Below are 20,864 nucleotides of genomic sequence, written 5' to 3'. Positions count from 1 at the left end.
GCTCCCTAGTGGTCCGCGCAGGATGCGCCGAGGCGCGATTTGAGCAATTCCGACTTGAGGGCGAACCCCTGGCTGGCCGCGACCCGCTCGCCGGCCTGGACGCCGGCGGCGAGCAGGACGTCGTCGCCGCGCCGCGGCCCGGCCGCCACCCGGCGCACTTCGAAGAGGTCCTTCTCCCGGGCGACGAAAACATAGGCCTTGCCGTCGATCGACTGCACTGCGGCGGCCGGAACTGCCACCATCGCAGGGCCACCAGCCACCGTTTCCGCGCCGGCCAAAAAGGCCTGGCCGAAGAGGCCATCCTTGAGGGTGCCATCGGGATTGGCGACCTCGGCGACCACCCGCAACAGACGGGTCTGCGGGTCGAGGCCGCTCGCCACCTGGGTGATTCTCGCGGCAAAGCGCCGGCCGGGGAGATCATCGAATTCGGCCTCGATCGCCGCGCCGACGCGGGCGAGCTGCAGCTGGGCCGGACTGAGCTGCAACTCCAGCCAGAGGGTGGAGAGGTCGGCGACGGTGAAGAGCAGGGTCTCCGGCGCCAGGGTCTGGCCGAGGACGACGTGACGGGCGACCACGGTGCCGGTCAGCGGCGAACGCAGCGCCAGGCGCGAGCCGGCATCGGCATCGGCCGCAGCGTCGAAGGCCTGCAGCTGCTCGCGCAGCTGTTCGGCCGCGGCCCGGCTCGCCTGTTCCTCGGCCTGCGCCTGCTCCAGTTCGCGGCGGGCGCTGACGCCGCGCTCGACAAGTTCCTGCTCGCGGCGGACGTTGGCCGCGGCCAGCTCCAGCCGCCCGAGCGCGGCCCGGTAGTCGGCCCGGGCCGTCGCCACCGCCGGCGAGTCGATCTCCGCCAGCAGCCCGCCGCGGGTAACGCGCTGCCCGGGCTCGACGGCGAGGCGGCGCACCACACCGCCGGAGAGGGCCATCACCTCGGCGAGCCGCGAGCGGTTGTAGAGTACCCGCGCCGGGACCGCCTGGCCGGCCGCCAGCTGCGCCGGCTCTGCCGCAGCAATCAGGATGCCGGCGCGCTCTGCCGCCTCCGGGGTGGCGAGGCGCATCAGCACCCCCTCGCCGGGAAGGAGGCTGGCCAGCAGCGGCGGGTTGCAGAGGACATCCACCGCCTCCGGCATTTGGTGCTCGACGCAGTACTCGCCCGCGTCGGGCGCGGCGCCATGGTCGTGCCCGGCATGCTCGTCAGCTGCCGGTGCATGGCCATGGCCGGCATGCTCGTCCTGCGCTTCTGCTGTTGCCGGGGATCGATCCTGATGGGCCTCTTCGCCGTGCGCTTCGGCTGCGGCGTGCAGGTCCGGGGCATGGGCGCCGACACCCCAGCCGAGACCGGCGGCGAGCAGGATGAGTGCGGCGATAATGAGATGACTCTTTTTCATGATGTGAACCTCACTGGACAGGTGATGGGTTGATGGTCGCGGCCGGGTCGGCGCCGAGCAGGCGCTGCAGCTCACTGGCGGCGAGCTGGCAGGTGTAGACCGCTTCAAGCTGCCGCCGGCGCGCCTCGAACAGGGTACGTTGGGCGTCGAGCAGTTCGATCAGGTTGAACTTGCCGGCGCGATAGCCGAAATCTGCGGCGGCGAAGCTCTCGGCGGCAGCGGGGACGATCTGCTGTGCAAAGAGCTCGGCCGCGGCCCGGGCATCGGCGAGGCCCTGCCAGGCGCTGCGCAGCTCCTGGCGCGCCTGGTTGCGGGCACTCTGCGCCCGGGCCAGCTCCCCCTGCAGCCGGCTGCCGGCGGCGGCCACGGCATCCCGGCCGGAGTTGAAGAGGGGAAGGGGGAGCGCCACCCCGAAAACCAGGGCCTGGTCGTCACTCTCCTGGAAGTGCCGCCAGCCGAGGGTCAGGCTCGGGTCGGGAATGCGCTCGGCCCGGGTCTGGGCGAGCTGGTTCCGGCTCCGGGCGCTGGCGAGCCGGGCGCGCGCTGCCGCCGGGGTCTGCTCCAGCAGTCCTTCCACCGTCGCCAGTTCGGGAAGATCGGGGAGGGGCGTGAGCTCCCCGGCGAGGCGCTCGAAGTCGACCGCGGTGGCACCCCAGGCCGCCGCCAGGGCCTGCCGCGCGAGCTCCAGGGCCCGTTCGGCTCGCGTGCGTTCGAGGGCGGCGATGCTCGCTTCACCCTGCAGGCGCAGGCGGTCGACGCGCGGGGCCTTGCCGGTGCTGATCCGCTCTTCGGCCGCCTGCAGCGAGCGGTTGGCTGCCGCCACCTCTTCCTGCGCCAGCTGCAGCTGCTCCTGGGCTGCCAGCACCGCGAGGTAGCGCTGCCGGGTTGTCGTCAAAGCCTCGATGCGGGCGCTGGCCTGCGCGGTGGCGGCGAGCTCGAGGGCGAGGTCGGCCGCTTCCCGGCGCAGCCGACGTTTGCCGCCGAGTTCGACCGGCAGGCTCAGTTCGAGGGTCAGCTCGGCGCCGTCGCTCCCCTGGTAGGCGCCGCTGCCGAGGGCATTTTCCAGCGAAACCCCCAGTTCGGGGTTGGGGCGACGCCCGGCCTGGCGGCGCTCGGCGGCCGCGGCCTGCTGTTCGGCGCCGGCCGCGGCGAGGTCGGGATTGGCGGCGAGGGTGCGCTGCAGCGCCTCCTGCAAAGTCAGGATCTGCACCGGCGCGGCGCCGCTTTGGGCTTCAGCCGAGGCGCCCAGGGGCAGGACAAAGGGGCCGAGCCCGAGCAGGACCACGAAGGTCCCGAACAGGAAGGGTCGGGTGGACATGGTGATATCTCCAGATGTACTGCGCCCACAGGACGCAGTGAGAGGGTCTTTAGGGCGGTTGGGCACCCGGGGTGGTGAGGGGCAATACAGAGGGTGGCTTAAATCAGCAGGACGATGGTGCGGTGCTGGCGGATCTGAGCGGAGAGACGTGGCGGGACGTGCGGGGTGTGGCTCGCAACGCGGGCGGCCCCGGTCGGACTGGCGCTAAAGGCCGCTGGCACGATCGCCGGCAGGGCCGGAAGGTCGAAGTGAGCAGTCAGGTCGCGGACCCGGGGCGAGCCCCATTCAAAGGAGGAGGAGATGTCGAGGTAGTGGTCACAGTCCTCGTCCCCGGCTTCGAGGGCGACGTGAGGAGGCGCGCCCGACCGCGCGGCGGCCCCGCTCATGCTGCAATCGTTGGCCAGCGCTGCTTCGAGGGTTGCCTGGCCGTCGGTGCTCAGGCACCAGACATGGCCGGAGACGCGCGCTCCGCTGGTGACCAGGGAGAGGAGGAGCAGGCAGAGGATTGGAAGATGAAAACGGCGGCATCTGAGCATAGTGGGCGAAATATAACCCGAATCCGGTTTCGAACGCAAGCCCCGGCCATTCGGAGTGGCGGACTCTGACGTCCGCTCCGGCAAATCCACCCGCGCAGAACCTGTCCCGGGGCGAGCCCGGAAGAAAAAGGGATAATACCGGTGGCCGGCCTCCTCCCGGATTTTTCCTGCGGTCGGCAATGGCTAACGAACGCGCATCCGTTTCTGGTAGGACCTGTTGATGTTGGCCAGCCAGCGCCGCAGCAGCAGCTCCTCGTCCTGGCTCAGCTCGGTCCCGGGGCTGCGCAGGAGCTCGACGCTGCCGTCCCCCTGCACCGTCGCCAGGACTTCGGCGCAGAGTTCGCCGCCCCGGCAGGCCTGGGCGGTGACGGTGTGGTTCTCCCGGTCGAGGCCACGAACCTCCCAGCGGTATTCGGCAAAGGCGTCGAGCAGCGCTTTCATCGCCCGCTCCTGGACCGCCGCGCCGCTCTCGCCGGCCGCGGGCTCGGCATGAAGGATGTAGGGCTTGTCAAGCAGGTAGCGGGAAGTGGAGCAGCCGGCGGCAACCAGGCACAGGGCGAGCAGTGAAATCCAGATCCATCTTTTCATGGTCTCTTCCTTATTTTGGTGGGGGATGGCGCTTTCGGACCGACGGGGTCGGCGATCCGGACAAGTATGAGGTATCGGGGGCTCTTTGCAACCGGGAAGATGCGGTGAAATTGTTGTTTCTGACAGGACAGGCAAGGAAAGGACGGGCCGGTTTCCAACCAAAGCGTCCCTCATCTTTCGACCACTTTGATGGAAATGGCCAAGGCGGCGCCAAACCGAGGCCTGGCTTCGCCAAGCTTAGAATTGGACCTAATCAGGAAATAAGAAAACAACCGATGTCTGCCATTGGGCCTGCAATCGTGTAATTCTAACTATTTCCATATTTGCAGGCCTGGCACGATTGCTTTGCACAAATGCCCTGTAGGAGCGGCTTTAGCCGCTATGAATCGATCGCCCCTCAAGGGGCTCCTACAGGAAGTCCTCAATGTAGGAGCGGCTTCAGCCGCGATAACCGTATCTGGCAGAAAGGTTTTCACGATCACGCCCTGCACCGGGATGAAGATATTCGAGTTGTTGCTCGCTACACGGTCATGAATCCGGTACGTGCCGGGATTGCTGCGCGAATTTGGGATTACCCCTTATGGGATGCTGTATGGGTGGAGAGTTCAAAATTCGATCCGTCGTAAGGATTGAAAGCGGCCGATTATACCCGGCCCTGTAGGAAGGGCCTTAGCCGCGATGAATCGATCGCCCCTCAAGGGGGCTCCTACTAAAATAAGAAAACAACCAATGTCTGACATCGGGCCTGCAATCGTGGAATTACCACCTATGTCCATTTTTGCAGGCCTGGCAAGGATGCCCCTTTGCGGGGGGGCTAGGATACCTGCCATGCAGATTGCGCCGAGCGAAAATATGCCGGGGCCATTTTCGGACGTCATCGGGGTGCTGCTGGCCGGCGGCAAGAGTCGGCGGATGGGGCAGGGCAAGGAGAAGTTCATGATCCCACCGGCAGCAATCTCCGGCACGCTGCGGGGAATCCGACCAAAAGAGTAGACATTCAGCAAAAATATGGGGAAAATGAGTAGCGTCGCATCGAATGAAATTTCCCTGCCTCCGGAGGAGATAATGAAAAAGAGCTTGTGTGCCTTTTCGGTTGCCGCCCTGATCAGCCTTTCCCTGTCGCCGCTCACCACCTTAGCCGCCCAGGCGGAAAATACCATTACCGCCTACAAGAGCAGCACAGCGCCGGTACTTGACGGCGACTGCAGTGAACCGGCCTGGAAGGAGATCAAGCCGACAACTGTCATGGATCGAACAGCCAATACGCCCCTTTTTTTGAAAGCGATACAGGCCGACGGCCAGCTCTTTTTCTGCGTTCAGTATGTCGATGCCGCTGAGAACGCATTTCATAGCCCATGGCTCTGGGACAAGGATTTGAACAAATATCTTTCCGGCCCGCACCGCGAAGACACCTTCGTGTTCAAGTGGAACATGATGGACAAACCGGTCAACCTTTCCAACTTCTCCGAGGACCTCTACACCGCCGATGTCTGGTACTGGAAAGCCAACCGGACCAATCCGGCCGGATTTGCGGATGACAAATATCATATTCTTTCCGACAAGCCAGGGGAGGATGCGACGGAAACCGTCAGCGCCAGTGGCAAGAAGCGTTACCTCTTCCGCAAGAGCGATTCCGGCAAGCCGGCCTACAAAGAGGTCAAGAAGGCCCCGGCCGAATTCACCACCCCGCTGGTTAACCGTTTCGAGGTGGTGGCACCCGAAGGTAGCCGTAGTGATGTCAAGGCCAGGGGTGTCTGGAGCGCCGGCTACTGGACCATCGAGTTTTCCCGCATATTCAACACTGGGCACCAGGATGATGTGCAGTTTGATCCGAAAAGCGACAAGACCTATCTCTTTGGGGTTTCGATCTACAGCCTTTACGGCCAGCCGCTGGTGATGGATCAACCGAACCGCTACGGCATGGGACGGATCTCCGATCCGCTGGAGCTGGTGTTTGAAAAATAGCTTTCCGTGGTAGCGGTTTGCGCGATCAGCGGAAAAACCGAAGCGGGGTTCGGAAGCTTGGCCACTTGGAGGTCTGCCCTCGGGGACCCGCATCGTTAAATGGCAGGCTGGCAAGTAACGCCCCGCCAGCCTCTGTACGTAGGGGACGAGCAGAAACTCCGTACCGCCATGTGAACTCCACCTCGCCACGCACCCGGGACCCCAGACGGATGGGTCCCGGCGCCATTGGGTGCGGGTCGGAATACAGATGGAGGCCCACCGCCCTACCTGACCAGCACTCCGCTGCGCCACCGCATGGCCCCACGCCGAGTGGCGTTTTCTTTGGTGACTTTCTTTGGGCCGGCAAAGAAAGCCACCCGGCTGCCGGTCGGGACCGGCGGTCCTGTTTCCATGTTTGCAGGCCTGGCACCAATGCCCTTGAATAATTGGATTCGGTCTCGGTAAGCAGTTTCGACAGAAGAGAAACAAACCGTTCCCGGTCCCGATCATCCAGAAAGACAGGGCGTTGTTCGACCCCGCGGGCGATCACGTGTTGCAGCAGACCGGGCATGTCTATTCTCGCGGCACCGGGCATGGCAGTAGCCTGTCGGGAATTTTCAATTATTCAAGGACGTCCCTGGGGTCTTCGCTGGCACGATTGTCCCGGGGAAAAGAAGGAAAAGAAGGAAAAATTCCTTTTTGTGGCACCGACCGCCGATGAGTAATGTGCCGGACGTGTCCCGGCAGAAAATAACGTAAGAAGCTTTTTGGGCCGGATTTTGATGTATTCCATCTTAGTTTCGATGGTTTAAGTAGTCTGACCCCAGTCATCCACAACTTGTCGAGGTCAGTCTTCTCGAGGTCGTTTTGGCGTAGTTAACCAGCCTTTTTCCTTCTGGGTTTTTCAAAAATTTGCTAGTCTGTCGGGCATTAACCAGGGTTCAAATTTCAACGCATGTGCGCCCTTCGGGTTCATTAAGGGAGCTTGGCAGAATTTGCCATTTATAGTTCATAGGGATCATTTCCATGCAACTTAGGCTCGAAGAACTCTTTTATCAGCAGCAGGCCATTGCTTCGGTCGTCCGTTTGTTCGAGGGACAGGAGCGTAACACCTTCGACAATGCCACCGACGAGGGGATTCGCTTCAACTACCTTCGCCTATCTCCCGAGCACTTGGTCGACAATACCGGTATCGTTGCAGAATCCAACGGTATTTCCGGCGAAAATCTCAAAGCCCATGCTGAACCTGAATTCTGCATCGAGATGGAGACTGGCACCGGCAAGACCCTGGTTTACCTGAAGACCATTTTCGAGCTGTACAAGGAATTCGGCTTCGCCAAGTTCATCATCCTTGTACCCTCGGTCGCCATCCGCGAAGGCGTGCTGACCTCCTTCGCCACCTTCGCCGACCAGCTCGAAGCGCTCTATGGCTTTCGCCCCGACTGCTTCGAGTACGACAGCGCCCGGCTGCACAAGGTATCCACCTTCATCGAATCGCAACATCCGCAGATCATGGTGATGACGCTGCAGTCCTTCAACAGCGAGGACCGCATTCTCAACCAGACCCAGCGCGAGGACCTGTTCGCCAACCTGCCGTTTATCGAAGCCCTCGGGCGGACCCGCCCGATTATCGTCATGGACGAACCGCAGGAAGGGATGGATACCCCCAACGCCGTCGCCCGTATCGCCCGACTCAATCCGCTGTGCAAGCTGCGCTACTCGGCAACCCACAAGGTGCTGCGCAATCTCATCTACCGGCTGACTCCTTTCGACAGCTATCGGCAAGGGCTGGTGAAAAAGATCGAGGTGCTCTCGGTGGCGGAAAAGAACGACGAGGCGACCCTCAAGATCGAAGTCGATGAGGTGCGCACTTTCAAGGACGGCCGCGATCCGCAGGTCAAGCTGCTCGCCTGGCGCTACTCTTCAAGCAAGAACGCCTACGAATACAAGGCCACCCCCTGGCTCAAGGTCGGCGACGATCTGGAGGAGAAGACCGGCAACGTCAGCTACCGGGGCTTCCGCATCTCCCGTATCGGCAAGGGGCTGCGCGACCGCAGCTTCAAAGTTCACTTCTCCAACGGAACCGAGCTGGCTGAAAAGGAACGCTCGCGGGATTTCGCCGGGATCTTCGGCGAACAGCTGCACTGGCTGATCGACACCCATTTCCGCAAGCGGGAAAGGCTGCGGACAAGAGGAATCAAGTGCCTGTCGCTGATCTTCATCGACCGGGTCGACAACTACGTGCGCGAGGACGGCCTGATCCGCAGCTTGTTTGTCGAAAAGTACCGTCAGCTGCATCAGGAGCATTGTGGCCGTCTGCCAAGCGACGAAGAGATCACCGCCGCGCAGGGGTACTATTTCGCCCAGACCGGCAAGGGGGAGTACACCGACAACGAGCGTTCCATGATCGGCAACAAGGAGTTGTTCGATCTGATCCTGCGCGACAAGGAAAAGCTGCTGGCCCTCGACAACCCGGTGGAATTCATCTTTTCCCACTCGGCCCTCGGTGTCGGTTGGGATAACCCCAACATCTTCAACATCGCCACTCTCAACAATTCCTACAGCGAGATCAAAAAACGCCAGGAGATCGGCCGGGGGCTGCGCATCTGCGTCAACCAGCACGGCGAGCGGGTCTACGATCCGGCCGAGGTTGACGAAGAGGATGAGGTTAACCTGCTGACCGTCATCCCCAACGAAAGCTACGAAACCTTCGTCACCCAGTACCAGCAGGAGATCGTCGATATCTACGGCACTGCAGCGGCCGGGGCCGAAACCCGTCACAGGCATAAGGGGGAGAATCGTTCGCGCAAGACCCTCAAGCGTAACGAAGAGCATTTCAACAGCCCGGCCTTCCGCGAATTCTGGCGGCGGCTGAGCAAGCGCACTGATTACACCGTGGCTTTTGATGAAGAGGCACTGGTGACACGGTCGGCTGAAGCACTCAACGCCATCACCACCCGCGAATACGAAGCCGAAATCACCCTCGACCGGATCACCGGGATGGAGCAGGACGGCGTGCAACGTGAACGTATCGGTAGTGAAACCACCCGACTCAAGGCGCGCTTTGCACCCCTCGATCTGGTGGAGGAGCTGAGCGAAAATACCGCCCTCGCCTACCCGACGGTATTCAAGATTGTCTCCCGTCTGACCAACTTCGACGCCCTGGTGCGCAACCCTCCGCTTTTCCTGCAGGAGGCGACCATCGCCATCCGTCGCATCGAGCTTGACGAGATGCTGCGCCAGCTCACCTACATGCCCAACGGCGAAAGCTTCCCCATTGCCGAGTTCGAAGCGCAACTGGTGCGCCACAGCGACCGCATCCAGCCGACGCCCCAGCGCGGGCTTTATGACGGCATCGTCTTTGACAGCGACATCGAAAAAGCCTTTGCCGCCACCGCCGACGGCGACCCGGAAGTAGTCTGCTTTCTCAAGCTGCCGGCCTTCTACAGCATTGCCACGCCCATCGGGCCGTACAACCCCGACTTCGGCGTGGTGCTGAAGAAAGGCGGAATACGTGGCGGGAGGGACGACTATTATTTTGTCATCGAAACCAAGGGGACCAACGATCTCGGCGATACCAAGGCGCTGACCGACAGCGAGATCTACAAGATCAAGTGCGCCATTCAGCATTTTGCCGCCCTCGGCGTTGAAGCGCGGGTCAACTACCATGCACCGATCAAGGAGTACCGGATTTTCAAGCAGCAAGCAGAGGAAACAACCAATGCCTGACATCAACGACCTGATGCCCAATACCCCCGATCTCAACCGCGAGCGCCTCGAACAGCTCAAGCGGCTGATGCCCGATCTGTTCACCGCCGACGGGCGACTCGACCCCGACGAACTGAAGCATCTGGTTGATTCGGAGTGGATCGCAGGCAGCGAGAAGTTCGAATTTCGCTGGTTTGGCAAGGCCGACGCCAAGCGCCGCGCCTTTACCCCGACCACCGCCGCCTTGCAATACGATGCCGCCCGCTCGGTTAACCCGGATGTGGCCGACGGCAACATGATCATCGAGGGGGAAAACCTCGAAGTGCTCAAATGCCTGCTGTCGGCCTACCGCGAAAAGATCAAGTGCATCTATATCGACCCGCCCTACAACACCGGCAACGATTTCGTCTACAGCGACAATTACAGCGAGCAGCGCAGGGCCTACTGGGAGCAGACCGGGGTCACCGAAGACGGTGTCAAGGTCGATACCAACAGCGAAAGCGCCGGACGCTATCATTCCAACTGGCTGAACATGATGTACCCCCGGCTGCTGGCTGCGCGGCAGTTGTTGCGCGAGGACGGGGTGATTTTTATCTCGATTGATGACCATGAGGTGCATCATCTGCGGAAGTTGTGTGATGAGGTGTTTGGTGGGGAGAATTTTTTGGGGCAACTTATTTGGCACCGTAGACAAAATGCCGACAACAGAAATCAAAACAACATATCGGCTGATCACGAGTACGTAATTGCTTATGGGAAATCTCAAAGTTCAGCACTCTCTGGCGTTGAAATAGATATCACCAAATATACGAATCCTGATAACGACCCAAGAGGGCCGTGGGCGAGTATTGATCTGTCTGGGCTTGCAACAAAGGATCAAAGACCGAATTTGCATTTTGATATTATTGACCCCGCCACAGGTTTGGCATATCCACCGAATCCTTCGAGAGGATGGTCGAAGTCTAAGGAAAATGTTCAAAAACTAATTGCCACCGGGGAAATTCTATTTCCTCGGAGCCCAACAGGTCGACCAAGGCAGAAGAAATTCCTCAAAGACCTAAAAACAACGCAAACTGGTTTTTCGACAATGCTTAAAGCCGCTTTGGTCGGATTCACAACGAATGGCACACGCGAATTAACTGAAATATTTGAGGCTAAACACTTCGATTTTCCAAAGCCTACTCGACTTATAAAGTTACTCGTGGGACAAATACTCGCTGGAAACGATGTAGCTCTCGATTTTTTCGCCGGCTCCGGCACCACCGGCCAAGCTGTCATGGAGCTGAACAAAGAAGATGGTGGAAACCGCAAGTTCATCCTCGTCCAGATCCCCGAACTGACCGACGAAAAATCCGAGGCGTTCAAAGCCGGTTACAAAAAAATCTCCGATATCACTATCGAGCGCAACAAACGGGTCATCGGCCGCATCGAACAAGAGCAGGCCGAAAAGCAGCAACAGGGCTTGTTCGAGCAGGGGCAAGAAGCCTATCAACCCGGCTTTAAAACCTACCGCCTGGTCAAGAGCCACTTCCCCCGCGTCGAGTTCCAGCCCGACCCGGAACAGACCGCCGAGGAGAACATCGCCCTGCTCAGGCAATACATCGTCGACAAGGAGGCGACCCTTTACTCCCTGTTCAACGAAGCTGACATCTTCGACGAAGTGATGCTGAAAAACGGCTTCCAGCTCAACTTCAACCGAGAGCTGCTGGCTGAGTTTGCCAACAACGCGGTTTACCGCGTCAGCGACGGCCACAAGACCGCGCTGGTCTGCCTCGATCCCGAACTGAACGACGCCACCGTCGCCGCTCTGGGCGGCCGCGACGAAATCTTCATCTGCCTGGAACGCGCGGTTGATACCACCAAGAAGTGGAATCTCAAGCATCAGTTGGGTGAGAAGCTGGTGGCGTTTTGAAGTGAGAGTTCTGACTTAATCAGTCACATTGTTGATATAGTGTTATCGAGGTGTAATGAGGACATGCTGAGATGAATCGAGTATTTGTCAATCCTGAAATTTTGCACTGGGCCGGTCAAAGAGCCGGGCTGGATGTGGGTGACTTATTGCCCAAATTCCCAAAACTTAAGGACTGGTTTGAAGGCCGCCTTGCGCCGACCCTGAAGCAACTCGAAGCTTTTGCCCGCGCCACCCATACGCCTATCGGTTTCTTCTTTCTACCTAAACCACCTGAAATTTCGCTCCCGATTCCCGACTTCCGCACCATGGGAGGCGACGCGCGCCCCGTTCCCAGCCCTGACCTGCTCGACACCATTTACCTCTGTCAGCAGCGGCAGGACTGGTATCGCGATTATGCCCGCCTCTATGGCGAGGAACCCATCACCTGGATTGGACAGGGAACGATCGATGCCGATATTGTCACCACGGCCGCGACGCTGCGTAACCTGATAGGTCTCGACCTTCTCCAGCGGCAGGGTGTTCCGACCTGGACCGAGGCGCTGCGGCAGCTGATTTCTTTACTGGAAGATGCGGGCGTTCTGGTGATGATCAGTGGCATTGTCGGCAGCAACAGTCATCGCAAGCTCTCGCCGGAGGAGTTCCGTGGCTTCGCGCTGGTTGATACACTGGCACCGGTTATTTTCGTCAATGGCGCAGACAGTAAATCGGCGCAGATGTTCACCCTGGTCCATGAGCTGGCGCATCTGTGGATTGGGGAAAGCGGCGTTTCCGACAGTCAGGTGGCGCAGTGGCCCGAGATTCATGTCGAACGCTGGTGCAATGCAGTTGCGTCGGAAATACTGGTCCCCCTCGATGACATACGCGCCCGCTATCGTCCGGATGAGTTGCTGACGGATGCCATGCAAAGGCTGGCGCGACACTTCAAGGTCAGCACCCTGGTTGTCTTGAGGCGCATTTACGATCTCGGAGCAATTGATCGGGAAACTCTGTGGCAAACCTACCGGGAGGAACTTGACCGGTTGCGGCAACTGGATACGCGCGGTTCGGGCGGTGGTGACTTTTATCGGACTTTGGGCGCTCGGACAAGCAAGCGCCTGGTAAAGGCCGTGATCGGCAGCACCCTGGAAGGGCAGACCTTGTTCCGTGACGCCTTCCGTCTGCTCGGAATCAAAAAGTCGGAGACCTTTTATCGTGCGGTGAGTGAATTCGGAGGGGGATAAACAGTGTATCTGCTCGACGCGAATGTTTTCATGCAGGCGAAAAACCTGCATTACGGCTTTGACTTTTGTCCAGCGTTCTGGGAATGGCTGATAGCGCAGAATGCTGTTGGCAGCGTTTTCAGTATCGAAAAGGTCGAAGATGAAATCCTCGCCGGGGATGATGATCTCTCACAGTGGAGCAAAGAACGGGGCTCCGGTTTTTTTCTGCGCCCGGATGACCAGGTTGTCGCCTGCTTTCCTGCCGTTAGCGCCTGGGTTTCAAGCCAAAATTACCAGCCTGCCGCCGTCAATACCTTCCTCCAGGTTGCCGACTATTACCTGATCAGCCAGGCCAAAGCTATGAGCGCAGTCGTTGTCAGCCATGAAATCCCGTCCGATTCCATCAAGCGAGTAAAAATCCCCAATGTTTGCATCGGAATGGACATTAAATGTATCACGCCTTATGAGATGCTGCGTCGTGAGAAAGCTAGGTTTATCCTGGGGCCTCGGGGCTGAACTTTTTGCGCTGGCCTGACACTCCTAACCCCAGTTGAAAGGCTCTTGCTGCTCTGTTTCCCATCCTCCCCCCCACAGGAGCAACAAAAAACCCGCCCGGCCTTTGCGGCCGAACGGGCTGTCTGGTTACCAGAAGTTCTTTCTCACGGCGCCCCTCCCGAACTGCCAATGAAAAACAGGTGCCTCTTTGATACCGGCATCGCTGCCGGTTGTCAATCATTTTGGCTCGTTAGCAGCGGGGCCGGAGCCTGCCGGGAGTTCAGTCGTCCAGCTTCGGCACCTGCACCTGCTGCTTCTGCAGCCGCTTGTAGTAGAAGTTCTGACCGTAGAGGACCGCCGCCGGGTTGTGGCCGGTGACGCGGTCCTTGACGACGAGGGTGGTGACGGGAGCGTCGGAGTGCTTGGCGAAGAGCATGTCGTGGCCGACGCAGAGGCCGATGATGACGTTCATGTCGGTGCCGGCCTGGTTGAGGAGCTGGGCCTGGGCGATCGGGTTGCAGGCCGGTTCGAAGGTGCCTGGGCGGACCTTGTGCTCCTCGCCGATGCCGAGTTCGAGCTTGTCGATGCTGCCGGCCTTGCAGCAGACCGAGAGGGGTTCGAAGCCCTGGGCCTTGAGGATCTCGGCAAGGCGGTTGGACTCCTCCAAAAGGCCGATGCAGGTGCCGATGCCGATCTTCTTCCAGCCCATCAGCTTGGCCAGGGCGATGGTGTCCTCGACCCGGGTCCAGCGGGCGTTGACGGCGTCGGAGCCGGGGACCGGCTGGTAGCAAAGCCCTTCGACGATGGCCGCTACCCGCGCCAGCCTGGCGTCGGCGTCGCTGCCGGTGTAGCGGGCGAAGGCGTCATTGATGATCTGTTCCTCCCGCTCCGAGGGGCAGTAGACCGGGGCGGCGCCGCGGCTCTTGGGATCGCTCCAGCAGTTGGTCGTCCCCTGTTTCTGGAAGACGGCACTGCAGCTGGTGCAGCTCAAGGGACTCTCTTCTCCGGACTCTTTCATGGGACGGCCTCCGTTATATGCGAATTCTGGAATGGTTGGCCTATTCTGCGGGGAAGTGGCCGCCGGCGCAAGGGATAATTTGCCCCCGGGGCGAAATCAACTCTGATAAACTGACGCCTGCTGCTACCGCACCCGAATGGACGCCGATGCTGGTCTACCTCAAACTCCTCGCCACCATGCTCTTCTGGGGCGGCACCTTCATCGCCGGCCGCCTCCTCGCCGGAGTGGTGCCGCCGCTGCCGGCGGCTTTTCTGCGTTTTGCCATCGCCTCGCTCCTGCTGCTGCTCCTCCTCTATCGCCTGGAGGGGGGGCTGCCGCGCCTCGACCGCCGCCAGCTCGGGGCAGTGACCCTGCTCGGCCTGACCGGGGTCTTCGGCTACAACGTCTTCTTCTTCACCGGATTGCAGACGGTGAGCGCCAGCCGCGCCGCCCTGATCATCGCCCTCAACCCGGTTGGCATCGCCCTCCTCTCGGCCCTCTTCGGCGGCGAACGCCTCACCCCGCGCCGCGCCCTCGGCATCGCCATCTCGGTGAGCGGGGCGCTGCTGGTGATCAGCAACGGCCACCTCGCCGGACTTTTCGCCGGCGCCCTCGGCCGCGGCGAGCTGGCGCTCCTCGGCTGCGTCCTCTGCTGGGCCCTCTACTCGGTCCTCGGTCGCCGCGCAATGCGCGGCCTCTCGCCCCTGGCGGCGGTGACCTGCTCGTCGGTCGCCGGCACCCTGCTGCTGGCGCCCCTGGCTGTCGCCAAGGGGGTGGTGACCGGCGCCGCCGGCTACGGCCTCCACGCCTGGCTCAGCCTCGCCTACCTCGCCCTCTTCGGCACCGTCCTCGGTTTTCTCTGGTACTACCAGGCGATCCACCGGCTCGGCGCGGTGCGCAGCGGCGTCTTCATCAACTTCGTGCCGGTCTGCGCCGTCGTCCTCGGCTATCTCCTCCTCGACGAGGCCCTCAGCGCCACCCTGCTGCAGGGGGGGGCGCTGGTCATCGTCGGCGCCTGGCTCACCAACCGCAGCGGCCGGCCGCCGGCGCTGGCCGCCGTCGTCACCCCCGAGCGCAACGACCCCGCCTGAAGATTTTTCCTAGGAGCCTGTCGGACAATGCGGGACGAAGCGAAAATTCGGATGTTGGAGACCAGATTTTGGCTCGTTTGCGGGCTCATAGCCAGAGCTATGGGCCAAAAAGGAGCCGAAATATGGGCCGAACAGCCGGATTTGCAGCCGGCGCATGGATAGTCCGACAGTCTCCTAGCTGCGAAAAATAAAGAAGACCGCGCCGACCAGGCAGAGCCCGGCCCAGAGGTAGTCGAGCTTGAGGGGCTGCTGCATGTAGTAGAGGGCGAAGGGGATGAAGATCGAGAGGGTGATCACCTCCTGCAGGATCTTGAGCTGGGCGAGGCTCAGCTCGCCGTAGCCGATGCGGTTGGCCGGCACCTGCAGCAGGTACTCGAAGAGGGCGACCCCCCAGCTGACCAGGGCGGCGAAGTACCAGGCGCGGTGGCCGAGGTGCTTGAGGTGGCCGTACCAGGCAAAGGTCATGAAGAGGTTGGAGAGGACGAGGAGCAGGGTGGTCTGCAGGACGACGGGCATGGCGAGCCTCGCAGCGGGGGGCCGGGAGATCCGGCGCCGAAATCTTACGGCCGCTGGCGGGAGGAAATCAAGAGCTGTTGCGCGGGGCTTGCCGGCGAGCGTTTCAGGCGGGGAGAAGCCGGGCCGGGCGCCAGCCGCGTACCCCGTTGATAAGCCAGAGACGCTCAGCCTGGCGCAGCTCCGCCAGCGTCACCACCCGCTCGCGAATCTCGCCCCGTTCGAGCAGCTGCCGGCGCAGGGTGCCGGCGAGCAGCCCGCAGGCAAGAGGCGGGGTGACGCGCTCGCCGTTAAGCTCCAGCACCAGGTTGGCGCTGCAGGCCTCGGTCACTTCGCCGTGCTGGTTCCAGAGCAGCACCTCGTCGGCGGCGGGCGCATCTTGGCGTGCATCCTCGTAGGTGGCGCGCCAGGTTGTCTTGTGGAAGAGGAAGGGGTCGTCGGCATCGACGGGGCGGGCGGCGATGGCCAGGCGCAACGGCTCGTCGCCCGGCGCTGCCAGCAGCTCGGCAGTAGTTTCGAGACGGCCGTTGGCGTGCAGCAGCAGCCGCACCTTGTGCGGACGCTGGGGGAGGTTCTCCACCGCCGTCGCGAGGGCGGCGCGCCAGGCCGCGGGGTGGCAGGGATAGTCAAAATAGTCGGCCGAATCGCCGAGCCGTTCGAGGTGTTCCGTGAGGAGCCAGAAACCCTCGTCTGGGGTCCAGCGCAGCGATTCGAGGAGGGCGAAGGCGCGCCGCGGTGCGCTGAGAATGCGCGCCTTGTCGAGGCACTCGCGGTACTCGGCGGCGCTGCGCGAGTCCCAGGTGATGCCGGCGCCGACCCGGTACTCGACACTGGCGGCGGCGCGGTCGATCAGGGCGGTGCGGATGGCGACGCCGAAGCGGATGGCGCCGTCGGGGGCGAGGTGGCCGATCGCCCCGGTGTAGACCCGCCGCGGTTCCCCCTCGAGGTCGGCGATGATCCGCATGGTGTTCAGCTTGGGCGCGCCGGTGATCGAGGCGCAGGGGAAGAGGGCGCGAAAAAGTTCCGCCAGCGCGGCGGTGCTGCGGGTGGTGGCGCTGCTGGTCAGTTGCCAGAGGGTCGGGTAGCGCTCCAGGCGGAAGAGCTCGGGGACCGTCACCGCCCCGCCGAGGCGGGCGAGGTCGTTGCGCAGCATGTCGAGGATCATCAGGTTCTCCGCCCGGTCCTTGACCGAGTTCTGCAGGGCGGCGCCCGCTTCCCGATCCTCCGCCGCGCTGCGGCCGCGGCGGGCGGTCCCCTTCATCGGCCGGGTGAGGATGGTGTCGCCGTCGCGGCTGAAGAAGAGCTCGGGGGAGCCCGAGCAGACGACGAAGCGGCCGAGATCGAGATAGGCGGCCTGGCCGGCCTGCTGCCCCTCGACCAGGGCGCGAAAGAACTCCCAGGGGTCGCCGGCGAAGGCGGCGCGCAGCGGGAAGCTGAAGTTGACCTGGTAGCTGGCGCCGCGGGCGATCGCCTCATGAATCGTCGCCACGGCGGCGGCGAAGCCAGCCTCGTCGAGGCCGGGCTGCCAGGTGTTGGGAAGGAGCGCCGGGGCGGCTGGTTCCAGTGTGATCGGTTGCGGCGCGGTATAAAGGCCGAACCAGAGGAGCGGAAAGTCGGCGTCGGGATGGACCGTGCAGGCCGGGTCGAGCCCGCCTGCCGCCTCGTAGGCGACCATGCCGACGGCATGCAGTCCCTCGCCGACGGCCGCGGCGACAGCGTCGAGGGCGGGCAGGACCTGATTGGGTTGGTCGGCGCTGATCACCCGCAATGGGGCGGAAAAGCCGAGCCAGGTATTTTGCGCGGGGTCGAAGATGACGGCGGAGTAGGCCATGGCGGTCCGGTTCCGGCACGGGCGGCAAGGGTTGGGAACAGCCCGTTGTTCCTACCACAAACGGCAGGACAAGACCAGTCCAAAGGGGGGGCGGCAGAGACGGATCGCTGTCGTCGGGGCGAGGGGATCAGGCGGGGAGAAGGCTGCGGATGGTCCGGACCAGGCTGGTGGCGGAGAAGGGTTTGGGGAGGTAGCCGTCGGCGCCGGACATGGCGGTCAGGGTGCGCAACTCGATTTCCTCCTTGGAGGACATTAGCAGGATCGGGATGTCGCGGCTCCGTTCGCGGCTCTTCAGGGCCTTGGCCTTCTTGGTTCCGGACATCAGCGGCAGCATCACGTCGAGGAGGATCAAATCGGGCGGCTGTTTGGCGTAGATGAGGTGGTTGGAATAGACCGCACAGTCGCAGGTGGAAACCCGGAAACCGGCCGCCGCCAGGTAATCCTTGACCATCTCCAGGGTAACGGGACAGTCGTCGATGACGACAATATGCAGGGACATGCAACTTCTCCTATATGAAACAGTGTTTTGGAATATACGGTATACGCCACGGAGAGTCCAGTTAGAAATAATAAATCAGGCTCGCCGATTTTCTCCCCCTTTTTCATGCACTTCCGGCGCTTTCCGCCAGTTTGCCCTTGCCGCGGGTGGCCGGAGCATGGTAACTGTGCGGGACTTTTTCCCCTGGAGTTTTGCATGATCCATCTCACCAACATTACGCGCCAGCATGGCGCCCGCATTCTCTTCAAGAACGCCAGCTTCCAGATCACCCCCGGCAGCCGCAGCGGCCTGGTCGGCCCCAACGGCGCCGGCAAGACCACCGTCTTTCGCCTGATCACCGGCGAGGAGCCCCTCGACGGCGGCGAGATCAGCTGCAGCAAGAAGACGGTGATCGGCTACTTCTCGCAGGATGTCGGCGAGATGGCTGGCCGCAGCGCCCTCGCCGAGGTAATGGCAGCCTCCGCGCGCACCATGGAGTTGGGGGAAGAGATCCGGGCGATGGAAGCACAGATGTGCGAACCGCTGGAGGAGGAGGCCCTGGCGGCGCTGCTCGAAAAGTACGGCGACGCCCAGGAGGAGTTCGAGCACCGTGGCGGCTACGATCTCGAAAACCGTGCCCAGGCGGTGCTGACCGGTCTCGGCATCGGCCCCGACGACTACGTCCGGCCGGTGGAGAGTTTCAGCGGCGGCTGGAAGATGCGCATCGCCCTCGCCAAAATCCTGACCATCAACCCCGATGTCCTGCTCCTCGACGAGCCGACCAACCACCTCGATGTCGAGTCGATCGTCTGGCTCGAGAACTGGCTGGCGACGGAGTTCAAGGGGGCGCTGGTGATGACCAGCCACGACCGCGACTTCATGAACCGGCTGGTGATGCGGATCATCGAGGTCGCCGCCGGCACCATCACCACTTATGGCGGCAACTACGATTTCTACCTGCGCGAACGGGAGGTGCGCCGCGAACAGCTGCTCGCCAGCCACCGCCGCCAGCAGGAGATGCTCGCCAAGGAGGAGGAGTTCATCAGCCGCTTCGCCGCCCGCGCCAGCCACGCCGCCCAGGTGCAGTCGCGGGTCAAGAAGCTCGACAAGATCGAGCGCATCGAAATCCCGGCGGAGCAGAGGACGATCAAGTTCGAGTTCGCCGAGGCGCCGCGCTCCGGCGACGACGTCGTCAAAATCGAGAACCTGGCCAAGGTCTGGGCGCTGCCAGACGGGGAGGAAAAGCCGGTCTTCTCCGGAGTCTCCGGGCTGGTGCGGCGCGGCGAGAAGATCGCCGTGGTCGGCGTCAACGGCGCCGGCAAATCGACCTTTCTCAAGTGCCTCGCCGGCCAGACCGAGCCGACCGGAGGCAGCGTGACGATCGGCGCCAGCGTCAACCTCGGTTACTTCAGCCAGCACTCGATGGACCTGCTCGACCCGAAACGGACCGTCTTCGAAACGGTGCAGGAGGCGATGCCGATGGTCTCCATCGGCGTGGTGCGCAACCTCTGCGCCGCCTTCCTCTTCTCCGGCGACGACGTCGACAAGCGCATCGACAAGCTCTCCGGCGGCGAGAAGAGCCGGGTGGTGCTGGCGCTGCTGCTGGCGCGCCCCTTGAACCTGCTGATCCTCGACGAACCGACCAACCACCTCGACATCCAGTCGCGCGAGGTTCTGCTCGAAGCGCTGCAGGGTTATACTGGGACGGTGCTGCTGGTCAGCCACGATCGCCACTTCCTGCGTTCGCTGGTCGGCCGGGTCTTCGAGATCGATCATGGCCGCATGCTCTCCTATGAGGGGGATTACGACTATTACCTGCACAAGAGCGGTCGCGACGCCTGGGCGGTCTGAGCCAAAACGGCCCGAGGCCGGAACCGTGGGTTATCGGTTCCGGCCTCGGGCCAGGTTGATCGGTGCGGGCGGCGGGTCGTTCAGCGACCGAGGGGAACTCCGCCGGCGGCGCTGATGATCGGCGCTGCGGCCGGCGCACTGACAAATTCGACAAAGGACTGCAAGGTCCCCTTGCGGTTGGCCTCCTTGAAGACCAGGGCGAGGGTGTTGACGACCGGGTAGTCCGGGAAGGTGGCGAGCCGGCCATCGAGACTCAGTACCTTGACATTCTGGTTGCGGGCGACATCCAGGGGACCGAAGCCGATGGCGAGGGGCGTCGTCTCGACCGCCTCGAACATCAGGGGGGTTTTCTCGGTGAGTATCGCCCGCTCGGTGATGGCGAGATCCTTGAAGGCGGGGAGGCTCTTCTTCAGAGTACTTAAGGAACTGTCGCCCTCTTCGCGGCGGACCACGGCAATCGGCGCATCGGGTCCGCCTACGGTTTTCCAGTTGTCGATCGCCCCGCGATAGATGGCCGCGGCCTGGTCACTGCTGAGGTTCTGCACCGGCAGGACGGGGTTGACGAAAAAGACCACCGGAATCCGTGCAAACGGGAGATAGGTGAGACCGTACCCCTGCTCCTTCTCCTTGATGGTCCGGGCGACGCGGCCGAGGGCCGCCTCGCCTTCACCGACCGCCTTGATACCACCGCTGGAACCGATGCTCTCGGGGATGGTGATGGTGGTACCCGGGTGAAGCCGCTCGAAGGCCGCGCCGAGGGCTTTAAGAATTTTGACCCCGTCACCGGTGCCGACGATAGCCAGCTCTTCCGCCAAAGCGCGGCTGCCTCCGCCAAACAGAGTCAGGGCGAGGACCAGAAGGACCAGGTTCAAACCACGCGCAGTACGTTTCATGCAAGATGCTCCTGTAAAGGTTTTCGCCGGCGAATCACGATATTGGGAAGCGCAGGCGATCGTTTCAGGCAACCCCTTGTCGGGGCCGCGCCCGCTATTTCGTGGGCAAATGAGCAGGAATCGTA

At 62.2% G+C, this 20,864-nt stretch carries 18 protein-coding genes; 9 read left to right on the top strand and 9 right to left on the bottom strand.

Features of this window, described 5'->3' with window-relative positions; genetic code table 11:
* Positions 1–5: 5 nt before the first annotated feature.
* The 4 genes from ACYQ8E_RS09445 to ACYQ8E_RS09430 all read right to left on the bottom strand — a co-directional run bounded on the left by ACYQ8E_RS09445 (position 6) and on the right by ACYQ8E_RS09430 (position 3,827).
* Complete coding sequence (locus tag ACYQ8E_RS09445; RefSeq protein ID WP_459860776.1) at positions 6–1,385, bottom strand: efflux RND transporter periplasmic adaptor subunit; 1,380 nt, start codon at positions 1,383–1,385, stop codon at positions 6–8.
* 10 nt (positions 1,386–1,395) lie between these two features.
* Positions 1,396–2,703 (bottom strand): TolC family protein, encoded by a 1,308-nt coding sequence (locus ACYQ8E_RS09440; RefSeq protein ID WP_459860774.1) that lies wholly within the window; start codon positions 2,701–2,703, stop codon positions 1,396–1,398.
* A 98-nt stretch (positions 2,704–2,801) separates the two neighbouring features.
* A complete protein-coding gene (locus ACYQ8E_RS09435) occupies positions 2,802–3,239 on the bottom strand; it encodes a hypothetical protein (protein ID WP_459860772.1) in 438 nt (145 codons plus the stop codon).
* A 183-nt stretch (positions 3,240–3,422) separates the two neighbouring features.
* Positions 3,423–3,827, bottom strand: coding sequence for a hypothetical protein (locus ACYQ8E_RS09430; RefSeq protein ID WP_459860770.1), 405 nt, complete (start codon positions 3,825–3,827; stop codon positions 3,423–3,425).
* A gap of 828 nt (positions 3,828–4,655) precedes the next feature.
* Between ACYQ8E_RS09430 and ACYQ8E_RS09425 the strand changes: the two genes are divergently transcribed.
* The 7 genes from ACYQ8E_RS09425 to ACYQ8E_RS09395 all read left to right on the top strand — a co-directional run bounded on the left by ACYQ8E_RS09425 (position 4,656) and on the right by ACYQ8E_RS09395 (position 13,106).
* Positions 4,656–4,820 carry a hypothetical protein gene (locus ACYQ8E_RS09425; RefSeq protein ID WP_459860768.1) on the top strand — a complete coding sequence of 55 codons (165 nt, stop codon included), beginning with the start codon at positions 4,656–4,658 and terminating at the stop codon, positions 4,818–4,820.
* A gap of 72 nt (positions 4,821–4,892) precedes the next feature.
* On the top strand, positions 4,893–5,792 hold the full coding sequence (locus ACYQ8E_RS09420) for an ethylbenzene dehydrogenase-related protein (RefSeq protein WP_459860766.1): 900 nt from the start codon (positions 4,893–4,895) through the stop codon (positions 5,790–5,792).
* Positions 5,793–6,340: 548 nt separating this feature from the next.
* Entirely contained in the window at positions 6,341–6,496 is a 156-nt protein-coding gene (locus tag ACYQ8E_RS09415) for a hypothetical protein (RefSeq protein WP_459860764.1), read from the top strand.
* A gap of 301 nt (positions 6,497–6,797) precedes the next feature.
* Positions 6,798–9,500 carry a restriction endonuclease gene (locus ACYQ8E_RS09410; RefSeq protein ID WP_459860762.1) on the top strand — a complete coding sequence of 901 codons (2,703 nt, stop codon included), beginning with the start codon at positions 6,798–6,800 and terminating at the stop codon, positions 9,498–9,500.
* Positions 9,493–11,391, top strand: coding sequence for a site-specific DNA-methyltransferase (locus ACYQ8E_RS09405; RefSeq protein ID WP_459860760.1), 1,899 nt, complete (start codon positions 9,493–9,495; stop codon positions 11,389–11,391). Before ACYQ8E_RS09410 ends, ACYQ8E_RS09405 begins: the two co-directional genes overlap by 8 nt.
* Before the next feature lie 71 nt (positions 11,392–11,462).
* Positions 11,463–12,611 (top strand): ImmA/IrrE family metallo-endopeptidase, encoded by a 1,149-nt coding sequence (locus tag ACYQ8E_RS09400; RefSeq protein WP_459860758.1) that lies wholly within the window; start codon positions 11,463–11,465, stop codon positions 12,609–12,611.
* A gap of 3 nt (positions 12,612–12,614) precedes the next feature.
* Complete coding sequence (locus tag ACYQ8E_RS09395) at positions 12,615–13,106, top strand: DUF4411 family protein (protein ID WP_459860756.1); 492 nt, start codon at positions 12,615–12,617, stop codon at positions 13,104–13,106.
* Between the two features lie 259 nt (positions 13,107–13,365).
* On the opposite strand, the gene ACYQ8E_RS09390 is transcribed toward ACYQ8E_RS09395, so the two are convergent.
* Complete coding sequence (locus tag ACYQ8E_RS09390; RefSeq protein WP_459860755.1) at positions 13,366–14,103, bottom strand: DUF1847 domain-containing protein; 738 nt, start codon at positions 14,101–14,103, stop codon at positions 13,366–13,368.
* Positions 14,104–14,249: 146 nt separating this feature from the next.
* On the opposite strand from ACYQ8E_RS09390, the gene ACYQ8E_RS09385 reads away from it, so the two are divergent.
* Complete coding sequence (locus ACYQ8E_RS09385; RefSeq protein WP_459860754.1) at positions 14,250–15,173, top strand: DMT family transporter; 924 nt, start codon at positions 14,250–14,252, stop codon at positions 15,171–15,173.
* A gap of 174 nt (positions 15,174–15,347) precedes the next feature.
* Here the strand turns inward: ACYQ8E_RS09385 and ACYQ8E_RS09380 are convergent, their stop codons facing one another.
* The 3 genes from ACYQ8E_RS09380 to ACYQ8E_RS09370 all read right to left on the bottom strand — a co-directional run bounded on the left by ACYQ8E_RS09380 (position 15,348) and on the right by ACYQ8E_RS09370 (position 18,016).
* The gene (locus ACYQ8E_RS09380) at positions 15,348–15,689 is read right to left on the bottom strand and encodes a DMT family protein (RefSeq protein ID WP_459860752.1); all 342 of its coding nucleotides are present in this window, start codon (positions 15,687–15,689) and stop codon (positions 15,348–15,350) included.
* A gap of 103 nt (positions 15,690–15,792) precedes the next feature.
* On the bottom strand, positions 15,793–17,517 hold the full coding sequence (locus ACYQ8E_RS09375; RefSeq protein ID WP_459860751.1) for a chorismate-binding protein: 1,725 nt from the start codon (positions 17,515–17,517) through the stop codon (positions 15,793–15,795).
* A 127-nt stretch (positions 17,518–17,644) separates the two neighbouring features.
* Positions 17,645–18,016: a response regulator transcription factor gene (locus ACYQ8E_RS09370; protein ID WP_459860750.1), complete on the bottom strand. Its 372-nt coding sequence runs from the start codon at positions 18,014–18,016 to the stop codon at positions 17,645–17,647.
* Positions 18,017–18,211: 195 nt separating this feature from the next.
* Between ACYQ8E_RS09370 and ACYQ8E_RS09365 the strand changes: the two genes are divergently transcribed.
* On the top strand, positions 18,212–19,846 hold the full coding sequence (locus ACYQ8E_RS09365) for an ABC-F family ATP-binding cassette domain-containing protein (RefSeq protein WP_459860748.1): 1,635 nt from the start codon (positions 18,212–18,214) through the stop codon (positions 19,844–19,846).
* Positions 19,847–19,926: 80 nt separating this feature from the next.
* Here the strand turns inward: ACYQ8E_RS09365 and ACYQ8E_RS09360 are convergent, their stop codons facing one another.
* The gene (locus tag ACYQ8E_RS09360; RefSeq protein WP_066728577.1) at positions 19,927–20,739 is read right to left on the bottom strand and encodes a PstS family phosphate ABC transporter substrate-binding protein; all 813 of its coding nucleotides are present in this window, start codon (positions 20,737–20,739) and stop codon (positions 19,927–19,929) included.
* Positions 20,740–20,864: the final 125 nt, after the last annotated feature.

It is taken from the genome of Desulfuromonas carbonis (assembly GCF_054658035.1).
Note: the sequence above shows the minus strand (reverse complement) of the source record. Positions and strands in the feature narration are given on the sequence as shown.

Excerpts from the sequence above, each read along its gene's own strand:
- ACYQ8E_RS09445 (WP_459860776.1), bottom strand. The coding sequence starts at position 1,385 with ATGAAAAAGAGTCATCTCATTATCGCCGCACTCATCCTGCTCGCCGCC.
- ACYQ8E_RS09440 (WP_459860774.1), bottom strand. The coding sequence starts at position 2,703 with ATGTCCACCCGACCCTTCCTGTTCGGGACCTTCGTGGTCCTGCTCGGG.
- ACYQ8E_RS09435 (WP_459860772.1), bottom strand. The coding sequence starts at position 3,239 with ATGCTCAGATGCCGCCGTTTTCATCTTCCAATCCTCTGCCTGCTCCTC.
- ACYQ8E_RS09430 (WP_459860770.1), bottom strand. The coding sequence starts at position 3,827 with ATGAAAAGATGGATCTGGATTTCACTGCTCGCCCTGTGCCTGGTTGCC.
- ACYQ8E_RS09425 (WP_459860768.1), top strand. The coding sequence starts at position 4,656 with ATGCAGATTGCGCCGAGCGAAAATATGCCGGGGCCATTTTCGGACGTC.
- ACYQ8E_RS09420 (WP_459860766.1), top strand. The coding sequence starts at position 4,893 with ATGAAAAAGAGCTTGTGTGCCTTTTCGGTTGCCGCCCTGATCAGCCTT.
- ACYQ8E_RS09415 (WP_459860764.1), top strand. The coding sequence starts at position 6,341 with ATGTCTATTCTCGCGGCACCGGGCATGGCAGTAGCCTGTCGGGAATTT.
- ACYQ8E_RS09410 (WP_459860762.1), top strand. The coding sequence starts at position 6,798 with ATGCAACTTAGGCTCGAAGAACTCTTTTATCAGCAGCAGGCCATTGCT.
- ACYQ8E_RS09405 (WP_459860760.1), top strand. The coding sequence starts at position 9,493 with ATGCCTGACATCAACGACCTGATGCCCAATACCCCCGATCTCAACCGC.
- ACYQ8E_RS09400 (WP_459860758.1), top strand. The coding sequence starts at position 11,463 with ATGAATCGAGTATTTGTCAATCCTGAAATTTTGCACTGGGCCGGTCAA.
- ACYQ8E_RS09390 (WP_459860755.1), bottom strand. The coding sequence starts at position 14,103 with ATGAAAGAGTCCGGAGAAGAGAGTCCCTTGAGCTGCACCAGCTGCAGT.
- ACYQ8E_RS09385 (WP_459860754.1), top strand. The coding sequence starts at position 14,250 with ATGCTGGTCTACCTCAAACTCCTCGCCACCATGCTCTTCTGGGGCGGC.
- ACYQ8E_RS09380 (WP_459860752.1), bottom strand. The coding sequence starts at position 15,689 with ATGCCCGTCGTCCTGCAGACCACCCTGCTCCTCGTCCTCTCCAACCTC.
- ACYQ8E_RS09375 (WP_459860751.1), bottom strand. The coding sequence starts at position 17,517 with ATGGCCTACTCCGCCGTCATCTTCGACCCCGCGCAAAATACCTGGCTC.
- ACYQ8E_RS09370 (WP_459860750.1), bottom strand. The coding sequence starts at position 18,016 with ATGTCCCTGCATATTGTCGTCATCGACGACTGTCCCGTTACCCTGGAG.
- ACYQ8E_RS09365 (WP_459860748.1), top strand. The coding sequence starts at position 18,212 with ATGATCCATCTCACCAACATTACGCGCCAGCATGGCGCCCGCATTCTC.
- ACYQ8E_RS09360 (WP_066728577.1), bottom strand. The coding sequence starts at position 20,739 with ATGAAACGTACTGCGCGTGGTTTGAACCTGGTCCTTCTGGTCCTCGCC.